Below are 14,039 nucleotides of genomic sequence, written 5' to 3' on the forward strand. Positions count from 1 at the left end.
GTACCTCACGATCACCGTGCCGACGCCGACCGCCGCCTTGAGGCCGGGTCGGCGCCTCTGGCACCACCCGCTGGAACAGTTCCCACAACTCGTCCGGCACCAGCCGCTCAACGATCCTCACCACAACCGGCAGCCTACCCAGCCAAAAGAGATGACTTGTAAGGAGGAGACCCCGTGGCGACCGCCATATCCGAAGTCAGCTCCCTCACTGGGAGGCGTACCTCGATGCCTGTCCCTCCAGCCAACTTGTCGCCTCCTCAATTCGCTCGGCTCGACGATCTCGCGTCGGCCGCCATCCGAGGACTGAGCGGACACCCCAAGCAGATTCCGGCCAGGTGGCTCTACGACGGGGATGGCAGTGCCCTGTTTGAAGAGATCGCGAAAGCCCCCGAGTACTACATCACCGGGGCTGAGCAATCCCTCCTCGCCGGCGCCCGCGCCTTCATTGCCGACGTTACCGGCGCTCGAACTCTCATCGAGCTTGGCTCTGGGGCGCCCGAGAGGACGCGTCTGCTGCTCGACGCGTTGCGCGGGACGCTGACCGCTTACATGCCTTTCGATGTGAGCTCCAGCGCCGTGAGCCGAACCAGCGAAGCCCTCGCAGCCGAGTACCCTGCTGTGGCGGTTACTCCTCTTGTCGCCGACTTCACGGAATCGCTGGACCATCCACCGGCCGACGGGGACCGCGCCTGACGGCCATTCTCGGCGGAACCTTCGCCAACCTGCTGCCGCACGAGCGTGCCAGGTTCCTGAACTCCATCGCCGCCCGCCTCGGCCCGGGCGACCGTCTGCTGCTCAGTATGGGCCTCGGGGAGCACCCCTCCGTCATCCGTCGCGCGTACGACGATGCGGCCGGTCTCAGTGCCCAGTTCAATACCAATCTTCTTCGCCGGCTGAACAGGGAGCTGGGAGGCGACTTCGACCTCGCCGCCTTCGAGCACGTCGCGGTTTGGGATGAAGCGAATCAGTGGGTCGAAATGCGGCTGCGGTCACGCCGAGCGCAGACGGTGACCCTGCGCCGCATCGGTCTCATGGTGCCTTTCGCCGCCGGCGAGGACCTGCGCACCAAGGTCTCCGCCACCTTCCAACAGCACACCCTGAAGCGCGAACTGGCGGCCTCGGGGCTGGAACTGAAGCACTGGTGGTCTGACCAGAACGACCTGTTCGGCCTGGCCCTCGCCGCCCGCGCCGACGACGTCACTTCTGCCGCGTGATGTGCCTCGTCCCACAAACGATGGCGCCTCACGCCGAGAACGCATCCGGCACCCGCAGCAATCTGACCGCGGCGATCGCCGAGAGGAACGCCGCTTGAGACAGCACGGCTTACACGCCCCGAAGATCGACACCAGCAGGCCTCACTCTGCGAGGATCTACGACTACCTGCTGGGAGGCAAGGACAACTACGAGGTGGACCAACAGGCCGGTGACGAACTCGTCGCTGCCGCGCCCCAGGTGCGACTCGGGGCACGAGCGAACCGCGCCTTCTTGGAGCGCGCCGTCCGTTTCATTGTCGGCAGCGGCCTCCGCCAGATCCTCGACATCGGCACTGGGCTGCCTCACTCTCCAAACGTGCACGAGCTCGCCCTCGAGATGGCGCCGGACGTGCGCGTCGCGTACGTCGACAACGATCCGATCGTGACGGCGCATGCAGATGCGCTGCTCCGCAGCTCTGACGCGATCAGCGTCGCGCTCGCCGACCTCCGCGACCCGCAGGCCATCGTGGACCACCCCGGCGTCCGCAAGGTCATCGACTTCGACAAGCCGGTCGCCCTGCTTCTGGTTTCCGTCCTCCACTTCCTCACGCGCACAGAGAAGCCCGAGCAGGTCATCGCCACCCTGCGCGACGCGCTGCCGGTCGACAGCTTCCTGGTGCTCTCGCACGCCACGGGCGACTTCGCCGATTGCAGCAAAGCCCAGGCCGTCTACAACAGGACCGCCGCCCCGCTCAATCTGCGGTCCCGCGCCGAGATTGAGCGGCTCTTCGACGGCTTCGAACTGGTCGAGCCCGGCCTGGTCCAAGTCTCGTTGTGGCGACCGGACACGCCGCCATCGGCGAAATCCGCCGAGATCGACATCTACGGGGCTGTGGCCCGCAAGACCAGCTGAGCACCGTCCGCGGCTTGATGCTTGTTGTTGCACCAGGCCTTTTGTCCTGGCCGACCTCGCAGGCGTCCGCCTGCGCCAGACGGCGTGAGGACGCCATTGCGGCCGCGTCAGGCACTTCGCCTCAGCGTGCGGGGCTTCGCACGCGGTCCGGGTGCCTTGGCCTACCCCGTCTGGGCGGGCATGGTCCCAGAGGCAGTCCCCCAATCGCTCAAGCGTGAGGTATCCGCCTGACGGTTGCGCAGCCTGCCGTCCCTGGGGGGTGGGCTGGCCCACGACCGCGGTGGAGGTCAGGGCTCCGGCGAGGGAGGGAGGCCAGTGGACGGCGATGCCGAGGTCGGCGAGCTCGGCGGCGGCGTGCAAGTGGAGCTGGGCAAGGTCTTGTGCGGACAGGGCGGTGCGGTTGGGACGTTCTTGTGCGGCCAGGTCCTCAAGAGGTGGGACGAGGCGCGCGGCGCGCCGCAGGATGCGGCGTGTCCCCGGCAGGAGCGCGGGCGTGAGCTCGGCGCGGGGTGATTGTCCGTCCCAGACGCTGATCGCCGAGATGGTCTCCTGCCCGTCTGGGGCTTCGAGGTGCAGCACGGCCAGCACCTCGGGAGCTGGCCCGTCTCCGTCGGGCTGCTTGATGCGCAGCGCCAGAGCGGGCGAGGGGTGAGGGTCGACGGCGTCCTCCATGGCGTCCGCCCAGCCCCACAGCTCCGGCTGCGGCCTGGCTGGTTGAGATGGGGGGCCGCAGTAGGGGGCGGGGCCGAGGACGGTGGCGGCGCCGGGGCTGCGGAGCATGGTGTCGGCGACTGCGTCGAGGAGGGTCCATACGGCGAGTTCCGGTGCCGGCACGCGTACCGGAGTGGTGCCGGCGAGGAGGCAGTGGCCCTCAGGGGCCATTGCGGCAGCCACGGCAGCCGTGGCCTTTCGCAGCGGGTCGGTGATGGGGCCGATGCGCCAGCAGTCCTGGCCGTCAGGGGTCAGGGCGGAGTGCACTCGCTGCTGGGCCACGCACTTCAGGCCGAGGCGCAGGGCGTGGCGCCATCCGGTTGCAGAGGGGTGCTCGTCCTCGTGGGAGGTGAGGAGGACGTGCAGGCCGAGTGAGAGGGGGACGGCCATGCCGGTCACGGTGGCGCGGCGCGGCATGATGCCGCCAGGCCCGGCAAGGACGAGTTCTCGGGTGACCGGTTGCAGTGGTGGGGGTGGCGCGTCGGCTTCGGGCAGCGGGGCTCCGTCGGGGCGGAACACCATCAGGGCGGTGCGGGCGGGGTGACGGGAGGGCAGCAGGGTCACGGCCGCTCCGTCGGCGAGGACCCGCTCGAGGACGTCGCGTGCGGCAAACAGTTCCTGGGCGGTTGCCGGGAGCGCCGTGGGGGGGTTCCTCGGTGCGCATGGTCCCGAACACGGGCGGGGGCACCGCCGCGGGGTCCTGCTCGGCGTCGGCGACGGGCTCCGGTTGGGCGGGGGGCGTCGTGGTCGGCGTCGAGGGTCTGATGGAGGGCGCGCATCAGGTCGTCGGCGGCCTGAGTGCGGGCGATCGCCTTGCTCGATCCCGTTCCGGTGCCGGTGAGTTGCCGATTGTCGTGTGTGCAGGTGACGGTGACGGTGAAGCTGGCGGAGGCGTGCTGCGTGACGCGGAAGTCGGGTCGTGTGATGTGGCCGGCCTGGGCGTACTCGTAGACGATCGACACGGGGTTACGGCCACCGCTGAGCTCCTGGGTCACGCCACGATTGGCGCTTCGCCACTCATGCTGTTGTGGCACCTGGTCCAGTGACACCAGCGGGCTGGCCCTCCTTTTGCGGGAGAGCCAGCCCGCTGGTCCGGCGTGAGCAGGGAGCAAGCTAGCTCTCTTCGCGATCCAGTTGCGACACGCGGAACTGGTGGGCGGGGCCGAGTTAGGGGGCCAGTTCGTACTCCACGGTCTGCTGCGGGCAGGCGTCGGCCAGCTCCCGCAGGGCAGCAACCTCGGCATCATCCGCGGCCAGGCTCCAGCGGAGCTTGGTGGACACCCACTCCGCGGCGTAGCGGCAGTGTGCGTCGGCGGCCGGAGGGAGCCACTGCGCCGGGTCCTGGTCTACTTTGCTCCTGTTCGAGCGGGCGGTGACAGCAACCAGCGAGGCTTCCTGGCCCTGGTCGTTGGCGTAGCGCTCGCGGCGCTGCGCTGTCCAGGCCGACGCCCCGCTGTCCCATGCCTCAGCGAGGGGCACCATGTGGTCGATGTCCAGGCCGGACGCCGGCGTCACCGAGATGGCGTCGTAGTAGGACCACCAGCGCCCTCCCTCCAGGCGGCAGTTCGGTCCGACCAGCGGGGGTTCGACGGCCTCGTGGATGAGGACCTCGGAGCGGGTGTGGCAGCCGTCAGCCGGGGCATCGCCGGCGTTCCAGTGGCGGAAGCTCTCACGGCTGTAGCCGTCGCGGGACTCCGTCCCGAGCGGCAGGTGGGCGACGGCTTCGGACAGGGACAGTGTCTCTGCAGCGTGGGCGGGTGAGGAGACGGTGGTGCACAGGACCACGAGGGCGGCGGCCAGGCCGCGCAGCACAGCTTTGACCATGCACCGGTGATAGCGGCACGGGGTGGGGCGCGATCAGCGCTTTCCCGAAAGCGCCGTCCGTGTGAGTGGAATGGTCACACCGGCTCAACCTCCTGCGTTCCTCATCGGGCGTGCTTCCTGGGTCACCGCAGCGCATCTGGTGTGGTCCCTCGCCGCGTACGACGTGCTCCTTGCCGCCGGTGCATCTGGTCGTGACCAGGGTGGTGCCACTGCCGTGTTGTCAGGGGGTCGGCGACACAGCGCGCCAGTGCTCAGTTGATCGCTCGGATGACGGGTATGGTGACGTTCCTGCCGGTTGGCGACGACCCGGCGCGCATGTCTGTGATTCCAGGCTGTCACTGATCTGCAGATGAGGGTGTGGGGCGCCCGCGTCGCTCCTGTCTTGAGTGATCACCGATCTGTGTCTCTGTCTGCTGGCCGGGCAGCTTCAAGGACTTTGGCATGCCTCACTCCCGTCGTCGTTCCGCGTGCACGACCCGTTGCTCCTACTCCGGTGAGCACACGCAGGCAGCTGCGCGTGGCATTCCCCGCGGCTGTGGCCACTTGGGCTTCGACACGCATGACCCAGGCCAACTGCGGCTCCGGGCGTTGCTCGCCCTCGGGATCTTCAACGGAGGGCGCCTGCAGCAATGGCCGGGCACGTGGGCTATGGCCTCCGTTACCCACTACGACCTGGTCCTCTCCCCCAGGGCCGACAACTTGGTGCTGATCACACCGACCCCATCCAATGTGCTTCAGTACTTGGTTCCCCGGGGCAGGCCGATGGGCCTGCCCGGCCTGCGCCTGGAGGAAACAACGGCGGACTCGTTCCTGCTGCGGCATGTAGTCATTGGTGCACGGATGACGGTCACTGACCGCCCACCGATCTCTCCTTTCGGCGGCGACTTCGATGGAGACCGAGTGTGGAACGTGCAGCAGGAACTGACCGCCGCGGAGCAAGAGGCCCTTGCGGATGTTCCGCCGATGACGGACGACGCATCGGTTCTTTTGTCAGGCCTGATGTCGCGGATCGGGCTGCGCGAACCGGGGAGGAACTGGGCGCTGGTTCATGGACCCGTTGGATCGTACGAGCGAGTGGGGAGGTGGCCCAGGTCGGCGTCTTTGGGGGCATGGGGGCTGGTGGGAACTGACATGGGGCAGCTTCCCTTTTTGCGGTGACGTCGCCCGGGCACTGACCGATCCGCAGGCGGGCATTGCGGGGGCCGATGCGGTGCAGGTGCGTCGCGGCTGGGATGTCCGGCTGGGCGACGCGGTCCTGGCGCTCCGGGGCGAGGACGGCTGACCGTACGGCGCTGCCCTCTGGGGGAGCGCCGAACGACCTTGACCTACCAGGTGGCGGAGTGTCAGTGGGAGTTGTGGCGGCGCTGAGTTGCAGTGCTGACCCGCCGCTCGACTGCTTCGGCGATCGCCTGGTACTTCGGATCGGGGGAGTTCACCTGTAGCTGCTCATAGTTGCAGGTGGTGAAGCGGAGTTCGATGAGGCCCGTACGGGCCTCATCGTCGAGACGGATCCAGTTCTTCATGGTCTCTGGTGGGTAGATCGCATCCAGATGTCCCGCTCGGGCGACAGGCAGCCCGAATTCCGGATCCGTCACCGCGCTGACCAGCTCCTGCTTCTGATAGCAGACACCGGAGCGGTGGATGATGTCCAGGCACCATCGCACCGGCCCGCTGCCGTCGTAGCCGTTGATGCCCAGCCCCTTGTAGCCGGTGACAGCGTCGGCGGCTGTGAGTGTGTGGAAGAGGCCGATGCGCCGTAGGAGTCCGCTTGCACTCCAGGCGCCGGATCGGAACTGCCTTGTCCACTCGCCTGTATTCCACTGCTGCTCGAACGACAGCTCTTCCACTGACCACTTCTCTGGCCCGCGCCACAGGGCCTTCCACCCGAGGTCCGCAGCGTGCTCGAGGCTCTCTGTCTCCGTGCGCTTCCAGATCTTCGGGTCCGGCCCGGTTAGCCAGGCGGAGGTGCGTCGGCCCGTGATATGCAGCTCGACGCCCCTGCGCGTGCGCTGCCGGATCCGTAGTCCCGGCATGCCGTGGATTTCGCCGCCTGGTTCGTAGGAAGGAAGCAGCCATGTCAGCAGCCTTCTGGCGCGCTGCTCGTTCTCAACGACCAGCTCGATCGTGTCGGGCTGTGGACGGACGCACCGGATCCCGAAGGGGTAGGCGCTGAAGTCTGTGTACGAGTCGAGGACTTGGTGGAAGAGGTCGGCCTCGAAGTTGCGCTGCTCCACGCCACCGGCGGCGGGAATGGGCGCTTGCCCGGGGTTCAGCAGGTCCCGGGCTTGCTGGTACGTCTCGTTCGTGTAGAGCTGGCGATGGCTGGCGAGCCGGCTTGTCCGGACACGGCGCATGGGAGGTCCTGTTTCCCCGTACCGTTCGGCCCTCCGGTACGGCGATCGAGCCGTTCCCGAGTGTCTGGTGATGCGAGACCGCGGCGTGAAGCTGGGCTCCTTCGCTCCCCGCTGCAGGACGCTCAATGGACCGACAGCATCCAGGGGGAACACGGCCCGACCACGGCCGATTGGAGGCAGCGTAGCCAGCGTGTGAGTACGCGACTCGATATCACCCGAACGTGGGCGTTGCAGGGAAGCAGCCTGGTGCTGAGCCTCAGGTGTCCCGTCTCAGTGAAGGTGAACCACGTCGGGGCTGTGACCAGCGATGAGTCGTGTTGAGTGAGACGCGGTGCGGCGCGGCGTCTCACTCAATCTGAGGTCTGCAGTCCTGCGCTGCTTCGCGCTCGCCAGCGAACTCGTCGAGGAGCTCGAAAAGGACCTTGATCGCGTGCTGTTCGTCCTCAGGCGGAAGATCCCAGGAGGCGTCCCAGCCGTTCGGGAGGGCTATGTGGAGGACCTGGCGGGCCAGGCGTGGTTGCAGTCGCGTCCGCGACGGGCGACGAGCCAGTCGTGCCAGCCGGTGAGCCCGGGCCCACCGTGCCGGAGAGCATGCTGGTCATAACCGGTCAGGAACGCGGTCAGCATGTGGAAGGAGGCCTTGCCGACGAACATGCCGGGACGTCGGCCGACGCTGGCGAAGTACTCTCGCGTTCAGTCATCCCCGAGAGGGGCTTCATGCGTCCGCACCCTCCTCGTCACTGGCGCTGTCGTCCAGGTCTGGACGAAGCCTGCTGCGGGCCGCCTCCGGACGTTCGGCGTAGTCCGCCGCAAAGATCTCCGGCAGCGACTTGTCGAGCGTTCCGGCAATGCGGTGGAGGGTGCCCAGACCGCCGCATCGTCGACGATACGACTGAGGTCTGTCATCTGCACCTGCTCCAGCCAGTTCGACAGGACCAGCGCCTGATCCGGGGTGAGTTTGATGATGATCTACGGATTCTCCACCGCTCGAACATAGTCCGTCGACCATGCGTTGTCAGAGGTGCCTGGCACAGTGCTGCTGTGGACATTGATTCCTTCTGGGGGCTCATCGAGGAGTGCCGGCGTCAGGCGCAGGGCCCGGACGAACGGCTTGCGTGGCTGCGTGGCGAACTGTCGCGAAGGTCGCTGGCTGAGGTCGTGCAGTTCCAGGTGCGCTTGGACGAGGTGACGCACGAAGCGTTCACCTGGGACCTGTGGGCAGCGGCGGACCGGATCTTCGGCGGCTGGTGTTCCGATGACGGCTTCTGCTACTTCGGCCTGTGGATGGTGGGGCTTGGCAGGGATGCCTTCTCACGGGCAGTGGCTGATCCGGACTCCCTGGCCGACGCTCCGGAGGTCCAGCGCCTGGTGGGCCGTCCAAGGGAGATGTGGAACGACGAGTGGCCCGGGTGGGAGTCTCTCGACTATGTCGCGATGGAGGCGTACGGGGTCCTGACCGGTGTAGAAGATGACTGCGGCGACGCGTTTTATGCGGCTGTCGACGCCGAACAGGATGATGGAGAGGCCAGTTCAGGGCCGCTCGGTCAGCGGTGGGACGTGCGACGCGAGGACGAGGCAGCACGCAAGCTGCCGAGACTGAGCGTGTTGTTTCCTCTGTGAGCGTTCGCTTAAACAAGTCGGACGGCGTCGCAGGTGTATCAACGGGAAGCGGTCGGCCCGTGGGCCTCTCCGAACGCGCCTTCTCCTCACCAAGAGATCATGTGATCGTGATGCTGTGGATCCGCGCCTACCACGGCGAGAGCGATGTCTGGTCATACTTCGAGCTCGACGGCGAGGAATGGGCCCTGCGCCAGGTCGACCTGCAAGGACCTCAGCGCCAGCCCGTGACCGCAGCCTCGCTGGCGGAGGTCATCGCGATCCGTGACCGTGGCGACCTCGCTGCCATGGCCGCCTACGAGCGGCAGTACGGCGTCCTCGCGGAAGGCGCACTGCGCGGATGGCAGGAAGCGCACGGCGCTGCCGAGATCACCCGCCAAGAAATACCCCGTCGTACTCCTCGCCATCGTCATGCACCTCAGCCGCCTCCTGCTCAGCGAGGAAGTCCTCGACCTGGTCGATCCACGGGAAGGGATAGGAACCTTCCGGAGCGCCTGGGGCTTCCCTGAGGGGCACATGGATCTCAACGACAATGTCCATGAGGACCATTGTTGCTGGTCAAGGCCTGGACACATGTACCCGCCCCGCTCTCGGAGCACCGCGAGGCGCGGCAAACCCTGCGTGAACCGGACAGCACCCGACTACGCCGAAGCCTTGGGACGGAGCCACAGACGATCCGGCTGGACCTGACCGTCCTTCGCAGACCTTTGACCTTGATGGCCAATACACGGGGTGATCTATTGCCCAAGTCCTCGCACCTCCCTGGCTCAGGCGGGCCTAGCTGGTCTGCGTCGCGTTGCTGGAGGGCTCTGGGGGTTCAGGCAGCGGCCTCTTCGGTACTGCGCTCTCGATAGGCGACGGCTTGCCCGGTAGCCGCCGAGCGATACCAGCTGCGATGAGCGCTACGCCAGCGAGGGAGGTGGCCACAAGGCCTGGCCCGGTTAGAGCGAGCAACTGACCGCCAAGGGCAGAGCCTGCTGCGGATCCCAGGTTGTAGCCCGAGCCAAGCCACGCGTTGGCTTCCGCATGCCGCGAGGGGGCGATCCGTTCGTCGACGAGGATGTAGGCGATCACGAAAATGGGGGTCATAGGAAGGCCGACGCAGAAGACAGCCAGGATGGCCAGCGGGGAATGCGAGAGGGCGGCCAGCAGTAGTGCGCCGGCCGCGAGGCATGCCGTGGCTGCTGTGTAGCGCGTTCGCAGGGATGTGTTCCATTTCCTGCGTCCGTATGCCAGTCCGCCGACCAGGCCGCCCAGTGAGAATGCGGCGAATGAGTAGCCGGATGAGATGACGTTGCCGAAGTCGGCGGAGGCGGCCGGGATGACTACGGTCAGGCCGCCTCCGCAGAGCCCGAGCACAATGACCGGGACCGTGATGCCCTGGCCGTCACGTGTCCGGATGATCGACCTGCGCCGCGTTCCCGACTCGGAGCTGGGGGGCGCATGCACCTCGGTTCCGGGCAGGGCCCGCAGCACGCCGGCGAGGCCGAGGGCTGCGGGCAGGAGGAGGTACGCACTGGCAACGAGCACCCAGCGGGCGTCGGTGAGTGCCATGGCAGCGGTTCCCAGCAGGGGAGCAACGACGAACGTCAGTTCCTCGATGGTCGAGTCCAGCGCGTGGATGCTCTGAAGGTGCTGCTTGTCAGGCATCAACCGGGACCAGGCGGCCCGCAGGCTGGGGGTAAGGGGCGGGAACAGTGCACCTGCCGCCGCGGTGAGCGCAAGCGGTATCTGCCAACGGCTCACGCTGATCGCGGCCGCCGCAGCAGCGAACAGCAGCACGCTCGACAGTGCCATGAGGAGGACCATGGCCGAGCCACGGCTGGAGCACCATCGTGCACGGGCGGGGCCGGGGATGGCGATGGCGAGCATCAGAGCGGCGGAAGCAAGGCCGGCGATCCCGATGCCGTAGTGCTGGGTGAAAGCGATCAGCGCTGCGAACGGGATCAGACCGGAGGGCAGCCGGCTCAGGATGCCGAGCGCGAGGACCTGCTTGGCCTTGGGAACCGCGAGACTGCCTCGGTAGGAGGGTGCGGTCGAAGTGCTCACGCGGATGCTCCAACGTGCGGCGGGAAGTGGAGAGTGGGGGTTTTCAGTGCCTGCGCCCACTGGCAGATGACCGCAAGAGCCCGGTTCAAGTGGGCACGGTCCTGGCCGTCGACGAGCTGATGCCCTTCGACCACGGCGATGCCTTTGCTGACGCGGACCGCAATGCGACCAACTATCGAGCTGCCGACGAGTACCGGCATGCCGAAGTAGCCGCACTCACGCGCGGCCGCGGGTTTGTACGCTTCCAGCAGGTACTCGACGCCGAAGAGCCGCCGCATGCGCGGCCGGTGCCAGATCAGGGAGTCGAAGGGGGAGAGAGGCGTACACGCTTCGTGGTCCAGCTGCGGCGGGTTGAGTGCTGCGCGTGAGGCCCAGGCTGGTTGCTCCCATCCTTCGACCTTCACAGGCTCGGCCTCCTCCAACGCGGTCAGACATGCGGTGACTTTCCGGGGCGGCAGGCGGAAGTAGTCGGCGACATCGTCTGCGGTTGCGACGCCGAGTGCCTGCAGGGCCAGTCGCGTCAGCGAGCGCAGGCACTCCGATTCGTCTGGCTCGGCGTGAATGAGGTCATCGGGGATCACAGCTTCGGCGCTCTGGTAGACGCGCTGCCAGCCTCGCCGGTGTATGCAGGCGAGTTCGCCGATGGCCAGCAGCCATTCCAGAGCCCACTTGTTGGCCGAGGACCGCTCCCAACCGCTTCCTTTCGCCCCGCCAAGGTCGGTGATGGTGACCGGGCCGCGTTCGGCCACAACGGACCGGACGTGACTGACCGCGGCCGGGTCGATGGTGGGCCCGGTCCAACCCTTCACCGCATAGCTTCGGCGTCGGAAAGCGAACAGTGGCCAGAGGCTGAGCGGAATCAGCGATGCGGCATGGGCCCAGTACTCGAACAGTTTCGGCGGGTCTGACTCACTGATCAGCTGCTGGGCTTCGGCGACGGGGACGCCGCGGGCAAGTTGGACGAGTTCGTGGGAGCGTCGCACCACGCTGATCGTGTCGAGCTGGATGCCGCCGAGGCGGCCCAGGACGTCGCCTGCGGGTAGGGGGCGCGACGTGGTGTGCAGGCCCTGAGCCGTGACAGCGACTGACCGGGCTTGGTCCAGCGAGAGCTCAATCACTGACGGATGCCGCCCCCGCCAAGTCGTCGTTCAAGCCCCGGGCCTGTAGTGAATCAGCGTGCAGGAGCACCACTCGGGCGATCGGCTGGCCTCGGCGCACGTTGACCGGAGCCGTTGGCCGTACCGCGATGCTCACGCCGTGTTCCTGGCTGGCCCGGGTCAGGACCGTGCTGGAGAGGATTCCCACCGGTACCTCAAGGCCGGCGATGCCTTCCAGGGGAAGCACCAGGAGAAAGTAGCCGCGGGGAATCTCAGCAGCCCAGCCCAGGCGCCATTCGACGCTTCCAGCTCCGTTGACAAGGAACATGTTCTCCCAGCCACGAGCAGTGGAGAACTGGTGCAAGTGCAGCCAGGACGTCTTCTCCACCGCCAGATGTGACTTCTCCCGTTGCCACAGCTCCGTGCGGTTCGCGGCCCGGCCGGCTGCTTCGGGGTCGGTCACGCCGTCCAACTCGATCTGGTCGAGCGGTGAGAAGGCCACATCGACGGGGCTGGGCACTTCCCATCCGAGCTCTTTGCCCATCACCCACGGAGCACAATGCTCCGGACGACGTTCCGCTCGGACGAAGCGGAAGTTCTCCCGGTAGATCGCTGCAGTGGCACGGCTGCTTTGCCGATCGACTGCATGCTTAGCCGGCAGGAGCGACCATGCGTGGAGTCGCCTGAAGCGCACGTCGACTGGCAAGGAGCATCACTTTCCGTTGATTCGAGGGCCCCCGCAGGCTGGAACCTGCGGGGGCCGGATTTCACGAACTCACCTGTACATGCTCAGAGTTACAGCTTGGCCGGAGCGTTGTCACTCAGCCGGGCGGCCGCCTCGTTGAGCTTGCCCTCGTCGTAGCTGACCTGCGCGGAGTCGAATACCGAGACGCTGCAGGGCCCGAAGCCGACCTTGATCTCGTCGTACTGGACGTTGCCGCCCTCTTCCGCCGGCAGCGAGAGGTCCACGCCGTCGAGGTGAACCACGCTCAGGCTGTGCGGGCTGAACTTGAACTGGACCTGATCGTCGTCGTCCGGAACCGTCCTGGCGAACAGACCGCAGTACACGGTGTTGTCGCTCTCGTCGACCGCGATCCCGCGAGGGCCGGGGCCGACAGGTATGTACCGGGTGGTTGTGAGTTCCTCGGTGTCCACCACTGCGATCTGCGAAATACGCTCCAGGGACAGGAGCGCGAAGGCGTTGTCGGCAGTGAAGGCGACGGCACGGCCACCGTCGCTCTTGACCGGGACCTTGGCGATGACGGTGTCCGTCTCCAGGTCGATGACGGGCAGTGCCTCGATCGCGTTGCAGGCGACGTAGGCGCGCTTGCCGGTGCGGTCGATATTCAGACTGTAGGGGAAGGAGTCCTCTCCGATGTGGATACGGGCGATCTCGCGGATCGACTCCGGCCGCCCCTCGGCTGTCAGGCCGCTGAGATCGAGCTTGGAGATGTAGCCCGAGCCCCAAATGCACACGTACGCGAACCGGCCGTCCTTGCTGATGGCCATGTGGCGGGGGTCGCGGGCCACCGCAACCTGAGTGAGCTCGGTGCGAGACTCCAGGTCCACGACGGAGACCGTGTTGGAGCCGGAGTTGGATACCAGCAGATAGCGTTCGCCGGGCACGATCCCCAGACCGCGAGGGCCGGAACCGACGGTGATCCGCGCGACCTCGCGGCGGGTCAGAGCGTCCAACTCGGAGACTGTGTTGGTGCTTGTGTTCGAGACGAAGCCTCGTCCGTCGCGGGTGAACTTCACGGCCCCACGAGGAGCATTGCCAACGGCGATCTCCTTGACGACCTTGTGGGAGGAGGGCCCGTCCTTGCGGATGACCGTGATCTGTCCGGAATCGGTGTCGGTGGAGTAGATCTCAACCTCACGCTGTCTCCAACTGTTGGCTTCCGCCACGTGCAGTGGCGGTTGAGGCTTCACCAACGACGCTATGCGCCACAGCTGGCACATGCCTACGCCACTCAAGTGTTTGTCCGAAAGCGGAGCTCTTGACATCGAGAGCAGCAGAGGGATCGTCACGTGCAGGGCCGGAACAACGACTTGCAGCCGACCCGACGCCGTGCCCGCACAGCGCCACATGATCCGCCAAGTTCGGGGCGCACTCTGTGCTCAAGAGCTGCGATTGATGGACCGCGCCGCTGCCTAGAGGTTGTCCCGTATGGGGTGTGAGTTATCCGGTGAGGGCCAGGTTGTGGAGCCGGGCGATGCCGAGCATGGCCTGGTGAACGCCGTTGCTCTTGAGCCGGCAGTCCCGCAGAATCTTCCAGTT

14 protein-coding genes and 2 pseudogenes are annotated in these 14,039 nt (G+C 66.8%); 5 read left to right on the forward strand and 11 right to left on the reverse strand.

Annotation, left to right across the window (positions count from 1 at the left end):
* The first annotated feature begins 225 nt into the window (after positions 1-225).
* The 3 genes and pseudogenes from ACFPZJ_RS39375 (at position 226) to ACFPZJ_RS39385 (ending at position 2,619) form a co-directional block, all read left to right on the forward strand.
* A pseudogene (locus ACFPZJ_RS39375) lies at positions 226-1,214 on the forward strand (L-histidine N(alpha)-methyltransferase).
* 94 nt (positions 1,215-1,308) lie between these two features.
* A complete protein-coding gene (locus ACFPZJ_RS39380) occupies positions 1,309-2,106 on the forward strand; it encodes an SAM-dependent methyltransferase (protein WP_381031844.1) in 798 nt (265 codons plus the stop codon).
* A 315-nt stretch (positions 2,107-2,421) separates the two neighbouring features.
* On the forward strand, positions 2,422-2,619 hold the full coding sequence (locus ACFPZJ_RS39385) for a hypothetical protein (RefSeq protein WP_381031845.1): 198 nt from the start codon (positions 2,422-2,424) through the stop codon (positions 2,617-2,619).
* A gap of 758 nt (positions 2,620-3,377) precedes the next feature.
* On the opposite strand, the gene ACFPZJ_RS39390 is transcribed toward ACFPZJ_RS39385, so the two are convergent.
* Both ACFPZJ_RS39390 and ACFPZJ_RS39395 read right to left on the reverse strand, forming a co-directional pair.
* Entirely contained in the window at positions 3,378-4,064 is a 687-nt protein-coding gene (locus tag ACFPZJ_RS39390; RefSeq protein WP_381031847.1) for a putative dsRNA-binding protein, read from the reverse strand.
* A complete protein-coding gene (locus ACFPZJ_RS39395) occupies positions 3,985-4,641 on the reverse strand; it encodes an HNH endonuclease family protein (RefSeq protein WP_381031849.1) in 657 nt (218 codons plus the stop codon). The genes ACFPZJ_RS39390 and ACFPZJ_RS39395 overlap by 80 nt, the downstream gene beginning before the upstream one ends.
* 543 nt (positions 4,642-5,184) lie before the next feature.
* Here ACFPZJ_RS39395 and ACFPZJ_RS39400 point away from each other — a divergent pair.
* Positions 5,185-5,799, forward strand: a complete 615-nt coding sequence (locus ACFPZJ_RS39400; RefSeq protein WP_381031851.1) for a hypothetical protein — start codon at positions 5,185-5,187, stop codon at positions 5,797-5,799.
* A gap of 185 nt (positions 5,800-5,984) precedes the next feature.
* Here the strand turns inward: ACFPZJ_RS39400 and ACFPZJ_RS39405 are convergent, their stop codons facing one another.
* Both ACFPZJ_RS39405 and ACFPZJ_RS39410 read right to left on the reverse strand, forming a co-directional pair.
* Entirely contained in the window at positions 5,985-6,995 is a 1,011-nt protein-coding gene (locus tag ACFPZJ_RS39405) for a hypothetical protein (RefSeq protein WP_381031853.1), read from the reverse strand.
* 486 nt (positions 6,996-7,481) lie between these two features.
* The gene (locus ACFPZJ_RS39410) at positions 7,482-7,649 is read right to left on the reverse strand and encodes a hypothetical protein (RefSeq protein WP_381031855.1); all 168 of its coding nucleotides are present in this window, start codon (positions 7,647-7,649) and stop codon (positions 7,482-7,484) included.
* A gap of 387 nt (positions 7,650-8,036) precedes the next feature.
* Between ACFPZJ_RS39410 and ACFPZJ_RS39415 the strand changes: the two genes are divergently transcribed.
* The gene (locus tag ACFPZJ_RS39415; RefSeq protein ID WP_381031857.1) at positions 8,037-8,615 is read left to right on the forward strand and encodes a DUF4240 domain-containing protein; all 579 of its coding nucleotides are present in this window, start codon (positions 8,037-8,039) and stop codon (positions 8,613-8,615) included.
* Positions 8,616-8,767: 152 nt separating this feature from the next.
* Here ACFPZJ_RS39415 and ACFPZJ_RS39420 read toward each other — a convergent pair whose 3' ends face one another.
* From ACFPZJ_RS39420 to ACFPZJ_RS39450, 7 genes and pseudogenes are all read right to left on the reverse strand, one after another.
* Entirely contained in the window at positions 8,768-8,992 is a 225-nt protein-coding gene (locus ACFPZJ_RS39420) for a hypothetical protein (RefSeq protein WP_381031858.1), read from the reverse strand.
* Positions 8,982-9,152 (reverse strand): hypothetical protein, encoded by a 171-nt coding sequence (locus ACFPZJ_RS39425; RefSeq protein ID WP_381031860.1) that lies wholly within the window; start codon positions 9,150-9,152, stop codon positions 8,982-8,984. The genes ACFPZJ_RS39420 and ACFPZJ_RS39425 overlap by 11 nt, the downstream gene beginning before the upstream one ends.
* Positions 9,153-9,389: 237 nt before the next feature.
* Positions 9,390-10,661, reverse strand: a complete 1,272-nt coding sequence (locus tag ACFPZJ_RS39430; protein ID WP_381031862.1) for an MFS transporter — start codon at positions 10,659-10,661, stop codon at positions 9,390-9,392.
* Entirely contained in the window at positions 10,658-11,779 is a 1,122-nt protein-coding gene (locus tag ACFPZJ_RS39435; RefSeq protein ID WP_381031864.1) for a winged helix-turn-helix domain-containing protein, read from the reverse strand. Before ACFPZJ_RS39435 ends, ACFPZJ_RS39430 begins: the two co-directional genes overlap by 4 nt.
* Positions 11,772-12,305 (reverse strand): hypothetical protein, encoded by a 534-nt coding sequence (locus ACFPZJ_RS39440; protein WP_381031866.1) that lies wholly within the window; start codon positions 12,303-12,305, stop codon positions 11,772-11,774. The genes ACFPZJ_RS39435 and ACFPZJ_RS39440 overlap by 8 nt, the downstream gene beginning before the upstream one ends.
* Before the next feature lie 248 nt (positions 12,306-12,553).
* Positions 12,554-13,666 (reverse strand): YncE family protein, encoded by a 1,113-nt coding sequence (locus tag ACFPZJ_RS39445; protein WP_381031867.1) that lies wholly within the window; start codon positions 13,664-13,666, stop codon positions 12,554-12,556.
* A 274-nt stretch (positions 13,667-13,940) separates the two neighbouring features.
* Positions 13,941-14,039, reverse strand: a pseudogene (locus ACFPZJ_RS39450) (IS5/IS1182 family transposase); the annotation flags it as partial.

This window comes from Streptomyces bullii (assembly GCF_042657145.1).
GTDB lineage: Bacteria > Actinomycetota > Actinomycetes > Streptomycetales > Streptomycetaceae > Streptomyces > Streptomyces bullii.

Coding starts and splice junctions, on each gene's coding strand:
- ACFPZJ_RS39390 (WP_381031847.1), bottom strand. CDS start 4,064: ATGATGCCGAGGTTGCTGCCCTGCGGGAGCTGGCCGACGCCTGCCCGC.
- ACFPZJ_RS39395 (WP_381031849.1), bottom strand. CDS start 4,641: ATGGTCAAAGCTGTGCTGCGCGGCCTGGCCGCCGCCCTCGTGGTCCTG.
- ACFPZJ_RS39405 (WP_381031853.1), bottom strand. CDS start 6,995: ATGCGCCGTGTCCGGACAAGCCGGCTCGCCAGCCATCGCCAGCTCTAC.
- ACFPZJ_RS39410 (WP_381031855.1), bottom strand. CDS start 7,649: ATGTTCGTCGGCAAGGCCTCCTTCCACATGCTGACCGCGTTCCTGACC.
- ACFPZJ_RS39425 (WP_381031860.1), bottom strand. CDS start 9,152: ATGGACATTGTCGTTGAGATCCATGTGCCCCTCAGGGAAGCCCCAGGC.